This is a genomic window from Intrasporangium chromatireducens Q5-1 (genome assembly GCF_000576575.1).
Classification (GTDB): Bacteria; Actinomycetota; Actinomycetes; order Actinomycetales; family Dermatophilaceae; genus Intrasporangium_A; species Intrasporangium_A chromatireducens.
The window spans coordinates 1-20256 of sequence record NZ_AWQS01000014.1 but is presented as its reverse complement, the minus strand read 5'-3'; the positions used below and the strand labels follow the sequence as shown (position 1 = coordinate 20256).

17 protein-coding genes are annotated in these 20256 nt (G+C 72.0%); 10 read left to right on the top strand and 7 right to left on the bottom strand.

Features of this window, described 5'->3' with window-relative positions; genetic code table 11:
• Positions 1 to 27 precede the first annotated feature (27 nt).
• From guaA to N864_RS03360, 3 genes are all read right to left on the bottom strand, one after another.
• Positions 28 to 1626, bottom strand: coding sequence for a glutamine-hydrolyzing GMP synthase (guaA, locus tag N864_RS03370; RefSeq protein ID WP_034713495.1), 1599 nt, complete (start codon positions 1624 to 1626; stop codon positions 28 to 30).
• A 1121-nt stretch (positions 1627 to 2747) separates the two neighbouring features.
• The gene (locus N864_RS03365) at positions 2748 to 3143 is read right to left on the bottom strand and encodes a DUF3817 domain-containing protein (RefSeq protein ID WP_034713494.1); all 396 of its coding nucleotides are present in this window, start codon (positions 3141 to 3143) and stop codon (positions 2748 to 2750) included.
• Positions 3140 to 3907 carry an SURF1 family protein gene (locus N864_RS03360; protein ID WP_034713490.1) on the bottom strand — a complete coding sequence of 256 codons (768 nt, stop codon included), beginning with the start codon at positions 3905 to 3907 and terminating at the stop codon, positions 3140 to 3142. The genes N864_RS03365 and N864_RS03360 overlap by 4 nt, the downstream gene beginning before the upstream one ends.
• 71 nt (positions 3908 to 3978) lie before the next feature.
• On the opposite strand from N864_RS03360, the gene N864_RS03355 reads away from it, so the two are divergent.
• From N864_RS03355 to N864_RS03315, 9 genes are all read left to right on the top strand, one after another.
• Positions 3979 to 4689 carry a hypothetical protein gene (locus N864_RS03355; protein ID WP_034713487.1) on the top strand — a complete coding sequence of 237 codons (711 nt, stop codon included), beginning with the start codon at positions 3979 to 3981 and terminating at the stop codon, positions 4687 to 4689.
• Between the two features lie 96 nt (positions 4690 to 4785).
• Positions 4786 to 7632 (top strand): Na+/H+ antiporter subunit A, encoded by a 2847-nt coding sequence (locus N864_RS03350; protein WP_034713485.1) that lies wholly within the window; start codon positions 4786 to 4788, stop codon positions 7630 to 7632.
• A complete protein-coding gene (locus tag N864_RS03345; protein WP_240474193.1) occupies positions 7632 to 8150 on the top strand; it encodes a Na(+)/H(+) antiporter subunit C in 519 nt (172 codons plus the stop codon). The genes N864_RS03350 and N864_RS03345 overlap by 1 nt, the downstream gene beginning before the upstream one ends.
• Entirely contained in the window at positions 8147 to 9769 is a 1623-nt protein-coding gene (locus N864_RS03340; protein ID WP_034713483.1) for a Na+/H+ antiporter subunit D, read from the top strand. Before N864_RS03345 ends, N864_RS03340 begins: the two co-directional genes overlap by 4 nt.
• A complete protein-coding gene (locus tag N864_RS03335; RefSeq protein ID WP_081793327.1) occupies positions 9766 to 10350 on the top strand; it encodes a Na+/H+ antiporter subunit E in 585 nt (194 codons plus the stop codon). The genes N864_RS03340 and N864_RS03335 overlap by 4 nt, the downstream gene beginning before the upstream one ends.
• Positions 10347 to 10622, top strand: a complete 276-nt coding sequence (locus N864_RS03330) for an MrpF/PhaF family protein (RefSeq protein WP_034713481.1) — start codon at positions 10347 to 10349, stop codon at positions 10620 to 10622. The genes N864_RS03335 and N864_RS03330 overlap by 4 nt, the downstream gene beginning before the upstream one ends.
• A complete protein-coding gene (mnhG, locus tag N864_RS03325) occupies positions 10619 to 11044 on the top strand; it encodes a monovalent cation/H(+) antiporter subunit G (RefSeq protein WP_051518134.1) in 426 nt (141 codons plus the stop codon). Before N864_RS03330 ends, mnhG begins: the two co-directional genes overlap by 4 nt.
• 44 nt (positions 11045 to 11088) lie before the next feature.
• On the top strand, positions 11089 to 12801 hold the full coding sequence (locus N864_RS03320) for an ABC transporter ATP-binding protein (RefSeq protein ID WP_155892803.1): 1713 nt from the start codon (positions 11089 to 11091) through the stop codon (positions 12799 to 12801).
• Positions 12801 to 14588: an ABC transporter ATP-binding protein gene (locus N864_RS03315; protein WP_051518133.1), complete on the top strand. Its 1788-nt coding sequence runs from the start codon at positions 12801 to 12803 to the stop codon at positions 14586 to 14588. The genes N864_RS03320 and N864_RS03315 overlap by 1 nt, the downstream gene beginning before the upstream one ends.
• Before the next feature lie 175 nt (positions 14589 to 14763).
• Here N864_RS03315 and N864_RS03310 read toward each other — a convergent pair whose 3' ends face one another.
• From N864_RS03310 to guaB, 4 genes are all read right to left on the bottom strand, one after another.
• The gene (locus tag N864_RS03310; RefSeq protein WP_034713479.1) at positions 14764 to 16449 is read right to left on the bottom strand and encodes an FAD-dependent oxidoreductase; all 1686 of its coding nucleotides are present in this window, start codon (positions 16447 to 16449) and stop codon (positions 14764 to 14766) included.
• Between the two features lie 176 nt (positions 16450 to 16625).
• Positions 16626 to 16832, bottom strand: coding sequence for a cold-shock protein (locus tag N864_RS03305; protein ID WP_034713477.1), 207 nt, complete (start codon positions 16830 to 16832; stop codon positions 16626 to 16628).
• A gap of 234 nt (positions 16833 to 17066) precedes the next feature.
• Entirely contained in the window at positions 17067 to 18188 is a 1122-nt protein-coding gene (locus N864_RS03300; RefSeq protein ID WP_034713474.1) for a GuaB3 family IMP dehydrogenase-related protein, read from the bottom strand.
• A gap of 119 nt (positions 18189 to 18307) precedes the next feature.
• On the bottom strand, positions 18308 to 19828 hold the full coding sequence (gene guaB, locus N864_RS03295) for an IMP dehydrogenase (protein WP_034713471.1): 1521 nt from the start codon (positions 19826 to 19828) through the stop codon (positions 18308 to 18310).
• 108 nt (positions 19829 to 19936) lie between these two features.
• On the opposite strand from guaB, the gene N864_RS03290 reads away from it, so the two are divergent.
• The coding region (locus N864_RS03290) for a hypothetical protein (RefSeq protein ID WP_034713469.1) at positions 19937 to 20256 on the top strand (320 nt) is incomplete at its 3' end.

Genomic DNA, 20256 nt, shown 5'->3' with positions numbered 1-20256 from the left:
TGCTCCCACCCGCCGATGGGCAGCAGGTCACTCCCACTCGATGGTGCCCGGCGGCTTGCTCGTCACGTCGAGGACCACCCGGTTGACCTCGGCGACCTCGTTGGTGATCCGGGTCGAGATGTGCGCGAGCACGTCGTAGGGCACCCGCGCCCAGTCGGCCGTCATCGCGTCCTCCGAGGCGACCGGCCGCAGCACGACCGGGTGCCCGTAGGTGCGCCCGTCGCCCTGGACGCCCACCGAGCGGACGTCGGCGAGGAGCACGACGGGGCACTGCCAGATGTCGCGGTCGAGCCCCGCCCGGGTCAGCTCCTCGCGGGCGATCGCGTCGGCGCGGCGCAGGATCGCGAGGCGCTCGGCGTCGACGGCGCCGATGATCCGGATGCCGAGGCCGGGCCCGGGGAACGGCTGGCGCCAGACGATCCCCTCGGGTACGCCGAGCTCGAGCCCGACCTGGCGCACCTCGTCCTTGAAGAGCGTCCGCAGCGGCTCGACGAGCCCGAACTGCAGGTCCTCGGGCAGGCCGCCGACGTTGTGGTGGCTCTTGATGTTGGCCGCGCCCTCGCCGCCCCCGGACTCGACGACGTCGGGGTAGAGCGTGCCCTGGACGAGCCACTTGACCGGGTGCTCCTCGTCGCTGTCACTGCGGCCATGCCGCCCGACGACGTCCCGCGCGGCCTGCTCGAACACCCGGATGAACTGCTCGCCGATGATCTTGCGCTTCGCCTCGGGGTCGGTCACGCCGGCGAGCGCGGTGAGGAACCGCTCGCGGGCGTCGACGACGACGAGGTCGACGCCGGTCGCCGCGACGAAGTCCTTCTCGACCTGCTCGGCCTCGCCCTCACGCAGCAGCCCGTGGTCGACGAACACGCAGGTCAGCTGGTCACCGACGGCCCGCTGCACGAGCGCAGCGGCGACGGAGGAGTCGACGCCGCCGGAGAGCGCACAGAGCACGCGGTCCTGGCCGACCTGCTCGCGCACCGCCGTGACAAGGTCGTCGACGACGTTGCCCGGGGTCCAGGACGGCTCGATGCCGGCGCCCTGCCAGAGGAAGTTCTCGAGCACCCGCTGCCCCTGCTCGGAGTGCAGCACCTCGGGGTGCCACTGCACGCCGTAGAGGCGCCGGTCGTCGTCCTCGATCGCGGCGACGGGGGTGCCGGCGGTCGAGGCGGTGACCCGGGCGCCGGGCGGCGCGACGGTGACGGAGTCGCCGTGCGACATCCAGACGATCTGGCTGGATGGCTGGCCCTCGAAGAGCGTCGAGCCGGTGCCGGCGATCGTCGCGCCGGTCTTGCCGTACTCGCGAGCGCCCGTCTTCTCCACGGTCCCGCCGAGCGCCTGGGCCATCGACTGGAACCCGTAACACATTCCGAACACTGGCACGCCCGCCTCGAGCAGCGCCGCGTCGAGCCGCGGGGCGCCGGCTTCGTAGACCGAGCTCGGCCCCCCGGACAGGATGATCGCGGCCGGCTCCTTGGCGAGCATCTCGCTGACCGGCATCGAGTGCGGCACGACCTCGCTGTAGACCCGCGCCTCGCGGACGCGCCGCGCGATGAGCTGGGCGTACTGCGCGCCGAAGTCGACGACGAGGACGGGGTGACGCTGCAGGTCAGTGCGGGTCTCGCTCACGACGGAAGCCTACCGACCCAGCCCGATGGTCCTGCAGGCCGCTGAGCCGGCGGAACGTCGAGAGGCCACGAACCGACGAAGGGCCAGTTTCCGACAGCAAGCCGGATGCCGTATGCCGCCGAGCTGGGACCGCGCGTCCCCGCGGTTCCGTGGTTAGCGGCATACGACACCGTCGGTTTGTGGCCCGTCGACATGAACTGGCCCTTCGACGTTAGAGAACGTCGAGAGGCCACCAACCGACGAAAGGCCACTTTCCGACAGCAAGCCGGACGCCGTATGCCGCCGAGCTGGGACCGCACGCCCCCGCGGTTCCGCGGTGAACGGCATACGACACCGTCGGTTTGTGGCCCTTCAACGCGAGCTGGCCCTTCGACGTGCGGAACGTCGAAAGGCCACGAACCGACGAAAGGCCAGTTTCCGACAGCAAGCCGGATGCCGTATGCCGCCGAGCTGGGACCGCACGCCCCCGCGGTGCCGCGGTGAACGGCGTACGACACCGTCGGTTCGTGGCCCGTCGACGGGAACTGGCCCTTCGACATTGGGGAACGTCGAGAGGCCAGTTTCCGACAGCAAGCGGATGCCGTATGCCGCCGAGCTGGGACCACACGCCCCCGCGGTCCGCGGCGAGCGGCTTACGACACCGTCGGTTTGTGGCCCGTCAACGCGAACTGGCCCTTCGACATGCGGAACGTCGAGAGGCCACCAACCGACGAAAGGCCAGTTTCCGACGGCAAGCCGGATGCCGTATGCCGCTGAGCTGGGACCGCGCGTCCCAGCGGTGCCGCGGTGAGCGGCATACGACACCGTCGGTTTGTGGCCCGTCGACGCGAACTGGCCCTTCGACGTTAGGGAACGTCGAGAGGCCACCAACCGACGAAAGGCCAGTTTCCGACGGCAAGCCGGATGCCGTATGCCGCTGAGCTGGGACCGCGCGTCCCCGCGGTTCCGCGGTGAGCGGCATACGACACCGTCGGTTTGTGGCCCGTCGACGCGAACTGGCCCTTCGACGCGAACTGGCCCTTCGACGTTGGGGAACGTCGAAAGGCCACGAACCGACGAAAGGCCAGTTTCCGACGGTGGCCCGTCGACGTTGGGGAACGTCGAAAGGCCACCAACCGACGTCAGACCGCCTGGCCGCCAGCGGCGGCGCCGGTCACGTCGTCCGCGACGTAGGCGCGTTGGAGGAGCGCGTGCGTCTCACGGTTGACCTTCGGCTCGACGACCCACGGGAGCACTGGCACGAACCCGACGAGCAGGTTCTTGACGATCCGCCACAGCGACCAGGCGCACTTGAGGCCCAGGTTGGCCACCGACGCGGCGTAGGCCATGTAGATGAACCCGTGGATGTAGCTCCAGTTCTCGGTGAGGAAGTTGTCCATGTGCATCGCGTACTTCATCACCATCTCGGCGATGAGGATGAACAGCGCGATGCCGGCGACGATCGCCATGACGCGGTAGATGGACAGGGCCGTGCGGATCTGCTTCGGCTTGGCCAGCTTGGTCGGGTAGGTGCTCACGCGTGGGCCTCTTCCTTGGGTGCAACCGGCTGGCGCTGCGCCAGCCACTCGGCTCTGACGATCTTTACGAACATCCAGACGGCGAAGAGCCCGAAGACCCACCACTGGATGGCGTAGGCGGCGTTCCTGACGTTGAGGTGCGACGGCAGCTCGGGCGGTGGCACCCGGCTCAGCCCGGCCGAAGCCGGGTCGACCGGGGTCCCGTCGGCGGACTCGCTCGAGGCGAGCAGGACGACGTTGTAGAGCTCGCCCGGCCACTCGTTGACGAGGGCGGCGAGGTCGATCGAGTGGCGCTGCGGCTGGGGCAGCGCGGCCGCGTCGGCTCGCGGCGACTCACCCGGGCCCAGCGTGCCGAGGATCGACACGGTGCCGGTCGGCGGAGCGGGCGGGGTGCCGGGCGTGCCCTCGACGAAGCCGCGCAGCACCGCAATCGTGCCCTCCGCGGTCCGCAGGGGGGTCACGACCCAGGAGCCGGCGCGGCCGTCCAGCCGCCGGTCGACGACGAGGATCTGGCCGTTGGCGTCATACGTGCCGACGGCCGAGACCGGCCGGTTGGAGAAGTCGGCCTCGAACGCGGAGTGCGGCTGCGTCACCTGCTCGAGGGGCTCGCGCTGCAGCTTGGACGCGGCGGCGACGGTCTCGGCCCGCCCCTTGTCCTGGGCCACGCCGAGCTGCCACATCCCGAGGAGGGTGCACGCGGAGACCACGACGACGAGGATCAGGAACAGCCCGATCCAGCGAGGTCGGAACGGGCCTGCGGACACGCCCCAAGGGTAAGTCACCGACCCCGCTCGATTTGTCCCGCCCGGGGCGGCCCGTGCCACACTCGACGGCCATGACCGCCCGCCAGACCGCCACCACCTGTGCCGCGGTGCTCCTCGCCACCGCCGGGATGGCGACGATCGGCGGCTGCTCGACGAGCGCCCGTCCGGCGGCCGCGACCACTGTCACCGTCACGGTGACCGGTGAGACGGGGGCCGCCACATCACCCGATGGCGCCCCGGCGACGGGCACACCGATCCGGACCGGCACCGCACCGACCCCGACCGGCCCCCGGCCGACCGCTCCCCTGCCGACCTCCCTGGCCGTCGGCCACCAGCGCGGCGCGCCGCACAGCTATGCGGAGGCGAAGGCCCGGTTCGCCAAGGCCCGGGTGGACGGGTCGATCCACGGCACCTTCCGCAGCCCGAGCGGCAACATCCAGTGCGACATCAGCAACGCGGCCGTCGTGGCCGGGTGCGAGGTCGACAAGGGTCGCATCAAGGTGCCGAGCCGCCTCTGCCCCGGCGACGCCGGCGACGCCAGCGACACCGCCGCCGCCGGCGACCGGGTCCGCGGCGTCAAGCTGACCGACCTCGGGGCGCTGCCCGTCTGCGGCGGCGAGCTCGACGGTGCCGCAGGCGCGCCGAAGCTGGCCTACGGCTCGGCGACGGTCGTGCCGGACTCGCCGTTCAGCTGCCTCAGCGAGGAGGTCGGGGTGACGTGCATCGACACCGACTACGAGCGCGGCTTCTTCATCGCCAAGAACACCTTCGTCACGTTCTGAGAGCCTGCCGACCAGCCCCGCGCGTCAGGGCCGCCCTCCGACGGCACCTAGAATGGCACCCGAACTCCTGACCAGACCGACGACCGAGGGGCCGCCGTGGTGCAACTGCTGCTCGTGCACCTCGTCGCCGCGGCAGTTGCCCCGGTCCTCGTCAGGTTCCTGGGCCGGAACGCCTTCCTCGTGCTGGCCCTCGCCCCCGCCAGTGCCCTCGCCTGGCTGCTGTCCGTCGCCGCCGACGTCCGCGCCGGCAACGGGCCGGTCCAGCGCGTCAGCTGGGTGCCGGGGCTCGGCCTCGACCTCGACTTCCGCCTCACCACGCTGTCCTGGGTGCTCGCCCTGCTCGTCACCGGCGTCGGCGCGCTCGTGCTCTTCTACTGCCGCTGGTACTTCACGGCGACCGACCCGACGCTCTGGCGGTTCACCGCGGTCTTCACCGCGTTCGCCGGCGCCATGCTGGGCCTCGTCCTGACCGACAACTTCCTCGTCCTCTACGTCTTCTGGGAGCTGACGACCGTCTTCTCCTACCTGCTCATCGGGCACAACCCGGCGAGCTCGACCAACCGCCGCGCGGCGATGCAGGCACTCATCGTCACGACGCTCGGCGGGCTCGCCATGCTCGTCGGCATCATCGCCCTCGGCGTGCGGCACAGCTACCGGATCAGCGAGGTCGTCGCCCACCCACCGGCTCTGGATGCGGTCACCATCGGCGCCGTCGTGCTGCTGCTCGTCGGCGCGCTCAGCAAGTCTGCCCTCGTGCCGTTCCACTTCTGGCTGCCCGGGGCCATGGCGGCCCCGACCCCGGTCAGCGCCTACCTGCACGCCGCCGCCATGGTCAAGGCCGGCGTCTACCTCGTCGCCCTTCTCGCGCCGGCCTTCGCGGGGGCGCCGGGCTGGCACGCCCTGACGGTCGGGCTGGGCCTGTTCACGATGCTCGTGGGTGGCTGGCGCGCCCTGCGCCAGTACGACATCAAGCTGCTCCTTGCCTACGGCACGGTGAGCCAGCTCGGGTTCATGGTGGCCCTCGCCGGCCTCGGCACTCGCGAGGGCGGCCTCGCGGCCCTTGCCCTCGTCGTGTCCCACGCCTTCTTCAAGTCGACCCTCTTCCTCACCGTCGGGGTGATCGACCGGTCGACCGGCACCCGCGACCTGCGCGAGCTGTCCGGGGTGGGCCGCCGGCTGCTGCCGCTGTCCGTGCCCGCGGTGCTGGCGGCCCTGTCGATGGCCGGGATCCCGCCCCTCGCCGGCTTCGTCGCCAAGGAGGCAGCGCTCCAGGCCGGGCTCGAGGCCGCCTCCGACGGCGTGCCGTTCGCGGCCGCCTGGGGCTGGCTCATGACGGTCACGCTCGTGGTCGGGTCGATCCTCACCGTCGCATACAGCACGCGGTTCGTCTGGGGCGCCTTCGCCCGAAAGCCGGGTATGCCGCTCACCCCCGTCCGCGTGCCCCATCCCGGGTTCTTGCTCGCCCCGCTCCTGCTCGGCGTGGGCTCCCTCCTCGTGGGGCTGCTCGCCCCGCTCGAGCACCCCTGGCTCCTGCCGTACGCGCAGCAGCTCGTTCGCGGGGCACCGCCCGCCCTCCTCGCCCTGTGGCATGGTTTCACCCCGGCGCTCGGGCTGTCGGCTCTCGCCATCGCCATCGGCGTCGGCCTCTTCGTCTGGCGCGACCGCGTCGGGCGCGTCCAGCGCGCCGTGCCGCCCCTCGTCGACGGCGAGCGCGCCTATGCGCGGTTCATGCGCGGCCTGGACGTGGGGGCCGTCGAGGTGACGGCGCGGACGCAGCGGGGCTCGCTGCCGTTCTACCTCGCCACGATCGTCTTCGTGTTCGTCGCGCTGCCCGGGATGGCCGCGCTGCTCCGCGGCTCGGTCGGCCCGGTGCGACTGTGGGACACGCCCGCGCAGGCCGTCGTCGGCGCCGTCATCGTCGTCGCGTGCGTCCTCGTCCTGCTGACGGACCGGCGGCTCGCCTCGGTGATGCTGGTCGGGGTGACCGGCTACGGGGTGTCGACCCTGTTCATCCTGCACGGCGCCCCCGACCTCGCCATCACGCAGATGCTCGTCGAGACGGTCTCGCTCGTCGTCTTCGTCCTCGCGCTGCGCCGGCTGCCGACCCGCTTCGAGCGGCACGAGCGCTCGCTCCGACGCCGGCTGCGGGTGCTGCTCGGCATCGCCTTCGGGGCGTCGGTCGCCGCCGTCATCCTCGTCGCGAGCGCGGCCCGACACGTCGTCCCCGTCTCGATCGACTTCCCCGAGCAGGCCCACTCGTTCGGCCACGGGAGCAACATCGTCAACGTCACGCTCGTCGACATCCGCGCCTGGGACACCCTCGGCGAGGTGTCGGTGCTCGTCGCGGCCGCGACCGGCATCGCGAGCCTCATCTTCGTCAAGACGCGCAACACCCGCTTGTCGACGGCGAGCGAGCAGGCCATCGCGCCGACCGAGCCGACGAGGGGCACCTGGCTGCGCGGTGGGCGGACGCTGCGGCGGGAGCGCCGGTCCGTGATGTTCGAGGTCGTCACCCGGCTGATCTTCCACATCATGATCGCCGTGTCCCTCTACGTCCTCTTCTCGGGGCACAACCTCCCGGGTGGCGGCTTCGCCGGCGGCCTCGTCGCCGGTCTCGCCCTCGTCGTGCGCTACCTCGCCGGTGGCCGCTACGAGCTCGACGAGGCGGCCCCGTTCGACGCCGGCCTCGCCGTCGGCATCGGCCTGCTCATCGTCGTGCTCGCGGCCCTCGCGCCCCTCGCCTTCGGCGGCACGATCCTGCAGTCCGCCGTCTTCGACTTCACCCTGCCGCCGTGGGGCGAGGTCCACCTCGTCACCTCGGCCATCTTCGACATGGGGGTCTATCTCATCGTCTTCGGCATGATGCTCGACATCGTCCGCAGCCTCGGCACCGGGATCGACCGGCAGATCTCCGCCGAACGCCGTGCGGAGGCGGAGGTCTGATGCCGCCGCGAACGATGGCCGAACTCGTCCTCGAGCGCCTCGCGCCCGCGCCCGCGGCCGGCGAGCCTACGATCTCGAGCAGTCTCGCCCCGAACCTCGTCCTCGTCGTCGTCGTCGCGGTCCTCGTGGCGGCCGGCGTCTTCCTCCTGCTCGACCGCAGCCTCGTCCGGGTGCTGCTCGGCACCCTCCTGATCGGCAACGGCGTCTCGGTCCTCTTCCTCGTCTCGGGCGGCGCGTCTGGCAAGCCGCCCTTCTACGGCACCCCCGCGACCGAGATGAGCGACCCGCTCCCCCAGGCCATGGTGCTGACGGCCATCGTCATCTCCCTCGCGACGATCGGCTTCCTCCTCGCGCTGTCCTACCGGCTCTGGCAGGTGTCGGGCACCGACAACGTGCCCGACGACATCGAGGACGAGCAGCTGCAGGAGCTGGCCGACCTCGACGAGCCGTCGGCGACGTTCGACGTCGGCGAGGAGTCGACGACCACGTCGGACGAGCTCGCCGAGGAGCGGTCATGATCGACGACGTCGCGGCCAACCTCGTCCCGCTGCCGGTCCTGCTTCCCCTCCTCGGTGCGGCCCTCTCGCTCGCCGTGCGCCGCTCGCCCCTGCTCCAGCGGGTCACCAGCACCGTCGCGCTGACCGGACTCGTCGTCGTCGCCGCGATCCTCGTCGTCGTGACGGACCGCCAGGGCCCACAGGTGCTCTGGGTCGGCGCCTGGAAGGAGCCGCTCGGCATCTCGCTCGTCGCCGACCGGCTCAGCGCGCTGATGCTGCTCGTGTCGGGGGTCGTCATTCTCGTCGTCCTGATCTTCTCTATTGCCCAGGGACAGGAGGACGACGAGACGGACACCCCGATGACGATCTTCCACCCGACCTACCTGGTCCTGGCGGCCGGCGTCAGCAACGCCTTCCTCGCCGGTGACCTGTTCAACCTCTTCGTCGGCTTCGAGATCCTGCTCTACGCCTCCTATGTGCTGCTGACGCTGGGCGGCGCCGAGCAGCGCATCCACGCCGGCACCACCTACGTCGTCGTCAGCCTGATCTCCTCGTCGATCTTCCTGATCGGGATCGCCGCGACGTATGCCGCGACCGGCACCGTCAACCTCGCCCAGCTCGCGATCCGCCTCGGGGGGGTCGAGCCGGGGGTGCTGCTCGTGCTGCAGCTTTGCCTGCTCACCGCGTTCGCGATCAAGGCCGCCGTCTTCCCGCTCTCGGCCTGGCTGCCGGACAGCTACCCCACCGCGCCAGCGCCGGTCACGGCCGTCTTCGCCGGGCTGCTGACGAAGGTGGGTGTCTACGCGATGATCCGGGTGCAGACGCTCCTGTTCCCCGAGTCGCCGCTGCACGGCCTGCTGATGTGGGCCGCCTTGCTGACGATGGTCATCGGCATCCTCGGCGCCGTCTCCCAGTCCGGCCTCAAGCGCATCCTGTCGTTCACCCTCGTCAGCCACATCGGCTACATGGTCTTCGGCATCGCGCTCGGGACGGCCCACGGCATGGCAGGCGCCATCTTCTACGTCGTGCACCACATCACGATCCAGACCGCGTTGTTCCTCATCGCCGGGCTCGTCGAACGGCTGGGCGGCACCACGTCGCTCGACCGGCTCGCCGGCCTGGCCGTCGCGTCCCCCGTCCTGTCCATCCTCTTCTTCGTCGCGGCGATGAACCTCTCCGGCATCCCGCCGCTGTCCGGGTTCCTCGCCAAGATCGGGCTGTTCCACGCCGGCATCGAGTTCGGCACCCCCCTGTCCTGGGCCCTCGTGGCGGGCGGCATCGTGACCAGCCTGCTGACCCTCTACGCGCTGGCCAAGGTGTGGAGCCAGGCCTTCTGGCGGCCCATCGCCGAGACGCCGGCCCCGGCCGAGGTGGCCGCCGCGCTCGCGTCGGGCAGCGTCGGCGTGCCGGCCGACGTCGACCCGGCGACCGCGCGGACCACCGTGCTGACCGAGACGCCGTCGACGAGCCGGGCCATGCCGCCGCTCATGCTCGCTGCGACGGCGACGATGACCGCGGTCGGTCTGGTGATCACGCTTGCAGCCGGACCGCTGTTCGCCTACACCCAGCGCGCCGCGGCCGACCTCAAGCAGCGGACCCCCTACATCACCAGCGTGCTCCCACCGGAGGTGCGCCGATGACGGACCGGCCGACGAAGCAGGGCCGCCGCCACCGGGCCTCGCGCCGCGGTGGCTTCCAGCCGCGGGCCATCATCGCCGTGGCGGTCGCGTGGCTCTTCCTGTGGGACCGCATCACCTGGGGCAACATCGTCAACGGGCTCATCGTCGGCCTCGTCGTCACCCTGGCCTTCCCGCTGCCGTCCATCGAGTTCGCCGGTCACCCCCGGCCGCTGCGCGTCGCCCACCTCATCCTGCGGTTCTTCATCGACCTCGTCGTCGCCTCGATCCAGGTGACGCGGCTCGCCTTCAGCCCCAAGCGGCCGCGCAACGCCGTCATCGAGGTGCCGCTGCGCTCACGCTCCGACTTCTACCTGACCATCACGGCGGAGCTCAACGCGCTCGTCCCCGGCTCCGTCGTGCTCGACGCGCGCCGGTCGACCTCGACGCTGTTCCTGCACCTGCTCGACGTCGGTCGACCGGGTGCGATCGAGGAGGGCCGCGCCCACGTCTACCGGGTCGAGGAGCGGGTGGTGCGGGCCCTCGGGTCCGACGAGGAGATCGCCGACCTCGAGCGGCGCAAGCGCGAGGAGGAGCTCGCATGACCGCCGCCTTCGCCATCGCCGGGATGCTCATGCTCGCCGCCGCCGCGGCCCTCGTCCTCTACCGCGTCTACCGCGGGCCGACCAACCTCGACCGGCTCATCGCGACCGACATCCTGCTCGTCATCGTCATCGCCGGGGTCGGCATGGAGGCGGCCTGGCACAAGCGGGCGACGAGCCTGCCCCTGCTCATGGTCCTCGGCATCGTCAGCTTCGTGGGTGGCGTCGCCATCGCCCGCTTCATGTCGCACGACTCCGACCGGGAGGCGCCGTGACCTGGTCCACCGTGCTCGACGCCGCTGGAGGGGTCTGCCTGCTCCTCGGCGCGTTCATGTGCCTCGCGGGAGCAGTGGGGCTCGTCCGCTTCCCCGACACCCTGTCGCGTCTGCACGCGGCGACGAAGCCGCAGACCCTCGGGCTCATCCTCGTCCTCATGGGGCTGTCGCTGACGCTGCGCACCTGGGCGGCGGTGACGACGCTCGTCTTCGTCGGTGCGACGCAGTTCTTCACCTCGCCGGTGACGGCCCAGCTGGTCGGCCGGTCGGCCTACCGGCACCGCAACGTCCGCACGGACCTGCTCATCGTCGACGAGCTATCCGAGGCGCTGGCGCGTGACGGCGGCGCCGACGGCGACGGCGATGGCGACGACGCCCGACCACCCGCCTCGCCAGATGCACCCGGACCACTACAGCCGTAGAAAATGGGGTGAGCCGTGTCGGTCCTCGGCGCTACCGTCGGCTGGTGATCCGCCTGCCCTACGCCGATCCCGGCACTCCCGACCTGACGAGCGCGACCGCCTACCTGCGCTGGGTCGGCCGGCTCCAGTGGCGCACCCTCGTGGTGGCGGTGACGTTCGGCGTCGTGTGGATGGTCAGCCAGGCGCTCTTCCCGGCGGTCATGAGCCGCGCCATCGACGAGGGCATCCTCGGCGGTGACTCCGAGGCGCTGCTGCGCTGGTGCGCCGCCCTCCTCGGGCTCATCCTGCTCAGTGCCGCCGCCGGAGTGCTGCGGCACCGCTTCTCGGTGCTCAACTGGTTGCAGGGCGCGTTCCGCTCGGCCCAGCTCGTCGGCCACCAGGCCGCCGACACCGGCGAGGCACTCCCCCGGACGGTGCCGGTGGGCGACGTCGTCGCGAGCGTGTCCTCCGACGCGATGCGGATCGGCGGCATCTACGACATCAGCGCCCGCTTCGTCGGTGCCGTCGCGAGCTATGTCGTCGTGGCCCTCATCCTGCTCGACGCGTCCCGCCCGCTCGGTCTCGTCGTCCTCATCGGCGTGCCGGTGCTCGTCGCCTGCCTCAGCTTCATCGTCCGGCCGCTCCAGCGACGCCAGCTCGCCCAGCGCGAGGAGTCGGGCAAGCTGATCGGCCTCGGGGCCGACACCGTGGCCGGCTTGCGAGTGCTGCGCGGCATCGGCGGCGAGCAGACCTTCCTCGGCCGGTATGCCGCTCAGTCCCAGGATGTGCGGCGCGCGGGCAACCGCGTGGCGGGCTACCAGGCAGCGCTCGACGCCGCCCAGGTCCTGCTGCCCGGGCTGTTCGTGCTCGTCGTCGTGTGGCTCGGGGCGCGGTTCGCCATCGACGGCGAGATCACCCCGGGGCAACTCGTCGCGTTCTACGGCTACACCGCGTTCCTCGTCATCCCGCTGCGCACCGCGACCGAGATGGTGGACCGGGCGACCCGCGCCCACATCGGCGCGGGCAAGCTGCTCCGGGTGCTCTCCGTCGAGCCCGATGACCGTGACGGGTCGGAGGCCATTCCGCTGCCGACCGGGCCGGCGCCCCTGTTCGATCCGCAGAGCGGGGTGCGCATCGAGCCCGGCCGCCTGACCGCCGTCGTGTCCGCCGACCCGCAGGAGTCCGCTGCACTCGCCGATCGGCTGGGCCGGTTCGGCCCCGTGCCGACCGAGGCACGCCTCGGTGGCACCCGCCTGGCCGATGCCTCCCTCACCGACGTCCGCAGCCGCATCGTCGTCTCCGAGACCGACCCCCGATTGTTCACCGGGACGCTGCGCGACGAGCTCGACCCCCGCGGCGTGCACGGCGACGCGGCGGTCCTCACGGCACTGTCGGTGGCGAGTGGCGAGGACATCCTCGAGGCGCTCCCCGACGGCGTCCACAGCGAGGTCCAGGAGCGCGGCCGGGCGTTCAGCGGCGGCCAGCGCCAGCGGCTCGCCCTGACCCGGGCACTGCTCACCGAGGCCGACATCCTGGTCCTCGTCGAGCCGACGAGCGCGGTCGACGCCCACACCGAGGCGCGCATCGCGGCGCGGCTCGCCGAGGCCCGCCGGGGCCGGACCACCGTCGTCATGTCCGCCAGCCCCCTCCTGCTCGAGCAGGCCGACCACGTCGTCTTCCTCGAGGGCGGCAGGGCCACCACGTCCGGGACGCACCGCGCCCTCCTCGCCGAGCACGCGCCATACCGCTCGACCGTCGTCCGAGGGGAGGACGCCTGATGCCGACCGCGACCCCCGCGACCGACCCGGTGAGCCGCACGCTGCCCGTCGCGACCACCGCGTCGGTGCGCGCCCACACCCGCGGCCTGCTCACCCGGCACCGCAGCGCGATCGTGCGCGTCGTGGCGATGCACGCCGTCGCCGCCCTCGCGGCCCTCGTCGCGCCACGCGTCATCGGGCTGCTCGTCGACGAGATCACCGGCCACCGCTCGATCGCGGTCGTCAACCGGCTCGCCCTGTGGATCGCGGTGGCCGTCGTCGTCCAGACCGTCCTGACCTGGTTCGCCCGGCGCGCCTCGTTCGTCATGGGCGAGACGATCTTCGCGGAGCTGCGCGAGCAGTTCATGTCCCGGGTCGTCGGCCTCCCGCTCTCGACCGTCGAGCGTGCCGGCACCGGTGACCTCGTGTCGCGGACGACGAACGACGTCGAGGCGCTCTCGCACGTCCTGCGCTTCGGGATCCCCGCGGTCTTCGTGGGGTCGGTCACGACGGCGATCACCCTCGTCGCCGCGTTCGCGACGGGTTGGCTCGTCGCGCTGCCGGTCGTCGTCGGTGCCCCGCTGCTGTGGGCCTCGACGCGGCGCTACCTGCGCCTCGCCCCCGCGGGCTACCTCCGGGAGCGGGCGACGTATGCCGTGCTCGGCGGGGTCGTCACGGAGTCGACCGAGGGCGCGCGGACCGTCGACGCACTGGGGCTGGGCCGGCGGCGGCGTCGGCGCATGGACGCGGCTCTCGCGGACTGTTACGACGCCGAGCTCTACACCCTCCGGCTGCGGATGCGGTGGTTCCCGGCGGTCGAGGTCGCGTTCTACCTGCCCGTCGCGGCGACCCTGCTCTGGGGCGGCTGGCTCATCACGAACGACCTCGCCACCGCCGGCACCGTCACCGCCGTGGCGCTCTACGTCCAGCAGATGGCGGGCCCGCTCGACGAGCTGATCTCCTGGCTCGACGAGGTCCAGGTCGGCGCGACGTCGCTCGCGCGGGTCATCGGGGTCGGAGACGTGCCACCCGACCGGTCCGCGACGGGCGAGGTGCCTGCCGACGACCGGCTCACCGTCGACGGGGCCCACTACGCCTACCGGTCCGGTCGCGATGTGCTGAAGGGTGTGTCGCTCGACCTGCGGCCGGGTGAGCGGCTGGCCATCGTCGGCCCGTCGGGCGCGGGCAAGTCGACGCTCGGGCGGCTGATGGCCGGCATCGACGGTCCCCGTGCGGGGCGGGTCGACGTCGGCGGCGTGCGGCTCGTCGACCTCGAGCTGGCGCAGCTGCGGGGACAGGTCGCCCTCGTCACGCAGGAGCACCATGTCTTTGTCGGTTCCCTGGCCGACAACCTGCGCCTCGCGCGGCCGGCGGCCTCCGACGACGAGCTGCGCGACGCCCTCGCCGCCGTCGACGCCCTCGGGTGGGCCGACCGGTTGCCCGAGCACCTGGGCACCGTCGTCGGGTCGGGCGGCCACCGGCTGAGCGAGCCACAGGCCCAGCAGCTCGCGCTCGCGCGGCTCGTCCTGGCCGACCCGCACACGCTGGTCCTCGACGAGGCGACCTCGCTGCTCGACCCTCGGGCCGCCCGCCACCTCGAGCGGTCCCTCGCGGCGGTCGTCGACGGGCGCACGGTCGTCGCGATCGCTCACCGGCTGATGACGGCGCACGACGCCGACCGGGTGTGTGTCATCGAGGACGGGCTGGTGAGCGAGATCGGGTCCCACCACGAGCTGCTCGAGGCAAACGGTGCCTACGCGGCGCTGTGGCGGTCGTGGCGCGACGAGCGCGAGCCGGCCCACGGCTGAGACATCTGGAGCGAAACACGGCCAAGCATGGAAGGATGGTGGCGACGGCACGCATCCCTACGTGGTTGCGGCGTCGTCGCTGATGTGCGGGCCGGTTCCGACCGGTTGCGGTCCGCCATCAGGGGCTGGGGTTGTCTCTGAGGGGTGGCGACCCCAGCCTCCCAAACCTGCCTGATCAGCCGTCGGCACCGGCCGCCACACGCTCCGTGAGCCGCACGTACGGCTCGCCCTGCTTCGGGCGCCGGTCCGGCTCACCCCGGCGCGGCCAGAGCGCCATCGCCCGCTCCGCCTGGGCCGTGATCGTCAGGGCCGGGTTGACCCCGAGGTTCGCCGACACCGTCGAACCGTCCACCACGCTGATCCCCGGATAGCCCCAGAGTCGCTGGTAGGGGTCGACGACACCCCGGTCGGGCGACTCCGCGATGACGGCCCCGCCGAGGAAGTGGGCGGTCATCGGGATGTCGAGGATCTCCCCGATCGACGAGCCCGGCCGCGACCGCTCGCCGGTGGCGCGCTCCAGACCCCGGGCAAGCGCCCGTACCGCACGGTTGCCCTGCGGGATCCAGGTCGGGTTCGGCTCACCGTGGCCCTGCTCGGAGGTGAGGTGCCAGCGGAACCAGCCGCGCCGCCGGCTCACGACGATGGAGTTGTCCACCGTCTGCATCACCAACGCGATGACCGTCCGCTCGCTCCAGCGCCGCACGGACAGCGACCTCGCGAAGTCGCCGGGGTGGCGCAGCGCCGAGGCGAGGAAGCGCACCGGCCGCGGCACCCTGCCGCCGCCGTCGACCTGCATCACGGCGAGCAGGCCCATCGCGTTGGAGCCCTTGCCGTAGCGGACGTTCTCCACGTGGGTCGTCTCATCGACGTGGAAGCTCGATGTGATCGCCACGCCCCTGGTCAGGTCGACGTCGCGTGGCACCCGGACGGTCATCGCGCCACCGAGCGCCTCCGAGTTCGTCCGGGTCTGCCACCCGAGCCGGTCGGAGATGCCCGGCAGGGCGGTCGCCTTGAGCGTCTGCAGCAGCTGGGCGGTCCCCCACGCGCCCGCCGCGACGACCACGTGCCGGGCCGTCGCGGCCCGCGGATCGCGCCGGCCGCGACGGTGCGCGTCGGTGCGGACGGTGTGAACGGCATACCCCTCGTCGGGGTGGGCGGGATCGAGCGGGCGCACCGACGTCACGGTGCGTAGCGGCTCGATCACGACGCCGCGGCGCTCCGCGAGCGCGAGGTAGTTCTTCACGAGCGTGTTCTTGGCGCCCACCCGGCAGCCGACCATGCAGTTGCCGCACTGGGTGCAGCCGGTGCGGTCCGGCCCCTCGCCGCCGAAGTACGGGTCGGGGACGCGCCGGCCCGGCTCGCCGAAGAAGACGCCGACGGGCGTGCGCCGGAACGACGCGCCGGTGCCCAGCTCGACCGCGGTGTCGCGCATCAGCCGCTCGACGGGGCCGTCGCACGGGTTCTCGACCACCCCGAGCATGCGCTGCGCCGTGGCGTAGTGGGGCGCCAGCTCGGCCTCCCAGTCGGTGATGCCGGACCACTGCGGGTCCGTGAAGAACGGCTTCGGCGGGACGTAGAGCGTCTGCGCGTAGTTGAGCGACCCGCCGCCGACCCCGGCACCGGCGAGGACGAGGCAGTGCGGGAGTCGGTGGATCCGCTGCACGCCGTAGCAGCCGAGCGCCGGGGCCCAGAGGTAGCGCCGCAGGTCCCAGCTGGTCCTGGCGAAGTCCTCGTCCGCGAAGCGCCGCCCCGCCTCGTAGACGAGGACGTCGTAGCCCTTCTCCGCGAGCCGGAGGGCCGCGACGGACCCGCCGAAACCCGAGCCGATGACGATGACGTCGTGGTCGTGCGCGCGGCTCATGGGAGAACTGTAGGAGGCCGCGCCGGCAAAGGCTACCGGCCGGTCACATCGCGGCGCGCGGGCCCCCCGTGGCCGGCTGTTCGGGCCGGGAAGACGACGACCGCCGCCCGACGAGACGTCGGACGGCGGTCGTGGATGCTCGTGCCGAGGAGTCTCGGCGCAGCGTCAGCCCAGAGTCAGCGCAGAACGGTGATGTTCGCGGCCTGCGGACCCTTCGGGCCCTGCTGGGTCTCGTACTCGACCTTGTCGTTCTCGTCGAGCGAGCGGTAGCCGCCCGAGTTGATCGCCGAGTAGTGGGCGAACACGTCGGCGGAGCCGTCGTCGGGAGCGATGAAGCCGAAGCCCTTTTCGGAGTTGAACCACTTCACGGTGCCAGTAGCCATGGTGAACCTGCCTTCTGAGGAATGGAGTCCGCACCGACTTTCGGAGCGGTCCGAGGTGTGATGCCTGTGACTCGTCTTCTCAGGAATAACTGCAGGCCCCGGCGGGACCGACTACTCATGATGCAAAAACGCAAGAACCAACCCGCGACAACTCTAGGGGGTCGGCCCGCCAAAACCTATTCGGGCCCGGCGCACCGCGAGTCGCTCGCCGGGGGCGCGTCGACCTGAGCGGCCTCAGCGGCCGCCGTAGGGCGCGACGACGACCTCGACCCGCTGGAACTCCTTGACGTCGGAGTAGCCGGTCGTGGCCATGGCGCGCCGGAGCGCACCGATGATGTTCGTCGTGCCGTCCGCGCTGCGGCTCGGCCCGACAAGGACCTCCTCGAGCGTCGCCTGCCGTCCCAGCTGGATCCGCTCGCCGCGCGGTAGCTGTGGGTGGTGCGCCTCGGGGCCCCAGTGGAACCCACGGCCCGGGGCATCGGTCGCCCGGGCCAGCGCGGCGCCGAGCATGACCGCGTCGGCACCGCAGGCGATCGCCTTGACGACGTCGCCCGACGTCCCGACCCCGCCGTCGGCGATGACGTGCACGTAGCGGCCACCCGACTCGTCGAGGTAGTCGCGGCGCGCCGCCGCGACGTCGGCCACAGCGGAGGCCATCGGCGCGTGGATGCCGAGGGTGGCGCGGGTCGTGTGCGCCGCTCCCCCGCCGAACCCGACGAGGACGCCGGCCGCACCGGTCCGCATCAGGTGCAGCGCCGCGGTGTACGACGCGGCGCCGCCGACGATGACCGGCACGTCGAGCTCGTAGATGAACCGCTTGAGGTTGAGCGGCTCGGCCTGACCGGAGACGTGCTCGGCCGAGACGGTCGTGCCGCGGATGACGAACAGGTCGACCCCGGCGTCGACGACGGTCTTCCAGTGCTGCTGCGTCCGGGCGGGCGACAGCGCCCCGGCGACGGTCACCCCGGCCGCGCGCAGCTCCTGCAGCCGCTGCGTGATGAGCTCGGACTTGATCGGCTCGGCATAGATCTCCTGCATCCGGGCCGTCGAGCGGAGCGGCTCGAGCCCGGCGATCTCCTCGAGGAGCGGCAGCGGGTCGTCGTAGCGGGTCCACAGCCCCTCGAGGTCGAGGACGGGCAGGCCGCCGAGCCGGCCGAGCTCGATCGCCGTGTCGGGCGAGATGACCGAGTCCATCGGCGCGCCCATGACGGGGATGTCGAAGTGGTAGGCGTCGATCTGCCAGGAGACCGAGACCTCCTCCGGGTCGCGCGTGCGCCGCGAGGGCACGACGGCGATGTCGTCGAAGGAGTAGGCACGCCGGCCGCGCTTGCCGCGGCCAATCTCGATCTCGGTCACCCGGTCAGCCTATCGACCGCGCGGGGCCGGCTCGCGCCGTCGTCCGTATGCCGCTGGGCCAGCACCAGCTCACCGCGCCGTTCGCGCGTGGCGAGCTGAGCGGCATACGGGCCGGGGACTCAGCCGCGTGCGGCGTAGTTCGGCGCCTCGACGATGGCCTGGATGTCGTGCGGGTGGCTCTCCTTGAGGCCGGCCGACGTGATCCGGACGAAGCGGCCACGCTCCTTCAGCTCGGGGATCGTGCGCGCCCCGACGTAGAACATCGACTGGTGCAGGCCGCCGACGAGCTGGCGCGCGACGGTCGAGACCGGGCCCTTGTAGGCGACCCGGCCCTCGATGCCCTCCGGGATGAGCTCGTCGTCGCTCGCGACGTCGGCCTGGAAGTAGCGGTCCTTCGAGTAGGACTTCTTGCCGCGGGAGGACATCGCCGCGAGCGATCCCATCCCGCGGTAGGACTTGTACTGCTTGCCGTTGACGAGGACGAGCTCCCCCGGGCTCTCCTCGCAGCCGGCGAGGAGCGAGCCGACCATGACGGCGTCGGCGCCGGCGACGAGGGCCTTGGCGATGTCGCCGGAGTACTGCAGGCCACCGTCGCCGATGAGCGGCACCCCGGCCGGGCCGCAGGCCTGGGCGGCCTCGTGGATCGCGGTCACCTGTGGCACGCCGACCCCTGCGACGACTCGGGTGGTGCAGATCGAGCCCGGGCCGACGCCGACCTTGACCGCGTCGACCCCGGCGTCGACGAGGGCCTGCGCCCCCTCCCGGGTCGCGACGTTGCCGCCGATGATCTGGGTCTGCGCCGTGGCGGGGTCGCTCTTGAGGCGCTTGACCATGTCGAGCAGCAGGCGGGCGTGGCCGTGCGCGGTGTCGACGACGAGCACGTCGACCCCGGCCTCGATGAGGGTCGTGGCCCGCTCCCACGAGTCGCCGAAGTAGCCGACGGCGCCGCCGACGAGGAGGCGGCCCTGGCCGTCCTTGCTCGCGTCGGGGAACTGCTCGGACTTGACGAAGTCCTTGACGGTGATGAGTCCGGCGAGCCGGCCGTGGTCGTCGACGAGCGGCAGGCGCTCGCGCTTGTGCTGGCGCAGGATCGCCGCGGCGGAGTCACGGTCGATGTCGACCGGCGCGGTGATGAGCGGCATCGGCGTCATGACGTCGCGCACGAGGGTGCGGCTCCACTCGGCCACCGGGACGAAGCGCAGGTCGCGGTTGGTGATGATGCCGAGCAGCGTGTCGTCGGGGGCGACGACGGGCAGCCCGGAGACGCGGTACTCGCCGCAGATCCGGTCCAGCTCCTCGAGCGTCGCGTCGGGCCCGATCGTGACGGGGTTCGTGATGCGGCCGGTCTGGGTGCGTTTGACGAGGTCGACCTGCTTGGCCTGGTCCTCGATCGAGAGGTTGCGGTGCAGCACGCCGATGCCGCCCTGGCGGGCCATCGCGATCGCCATCCGCGCCTCGGTGACCGTGTCCATCGCCGCGGACAGCAGCGGCACCCGGATGCTGATCTCGCGGGTCAGCCGAGCGGTCGTGTCGACCTCGCTCGGGATGACGTCGGTCTCGCCGGGCAGGAGCAGGACGTCGTCGTAGGTCAGCCCGAGAGGTGCGAAGGCAGCAGGAAGTTCAGACGATCCGAGGCTCATGCACAAATGGTAGTTCAGCGGGTCGGGCGTCCCGGAGCCGCCGTGGGGGCCCCTGTGGCGCCCTCGAATCGTCCCTGCTGCTGGCCGTGTGTGGCCTGGGGTGGGACGGTGGCCGCCGGCGTGCCGGGGCCGGAGACGAGACCCGGCGGCCGTCCGTCGCTGGCCGGTGTCGGTGGGGTCGCGCCCTGCTGGGCGTTCGCTGCCCGGCCCGCGGTGTCGCCAGGTCCCGGGGCGGTCGGCGCCGCCCTCGTGGTGGCCGAGGGCGAGACCGAGGACGTCGTGCCGGGCGTGGTGACGGGGGTGCTGGTGGCCCTGCCGCTGCCGGGGGTGCGTGTCGTCGCGGGCTTCTTCGAGCCGACGCGGCCGGCCTGCTGCGGCACGGCGGGCCTGGGGGCCTTGGCGGACCCGCTCGCCCGGACCTGCGTCGG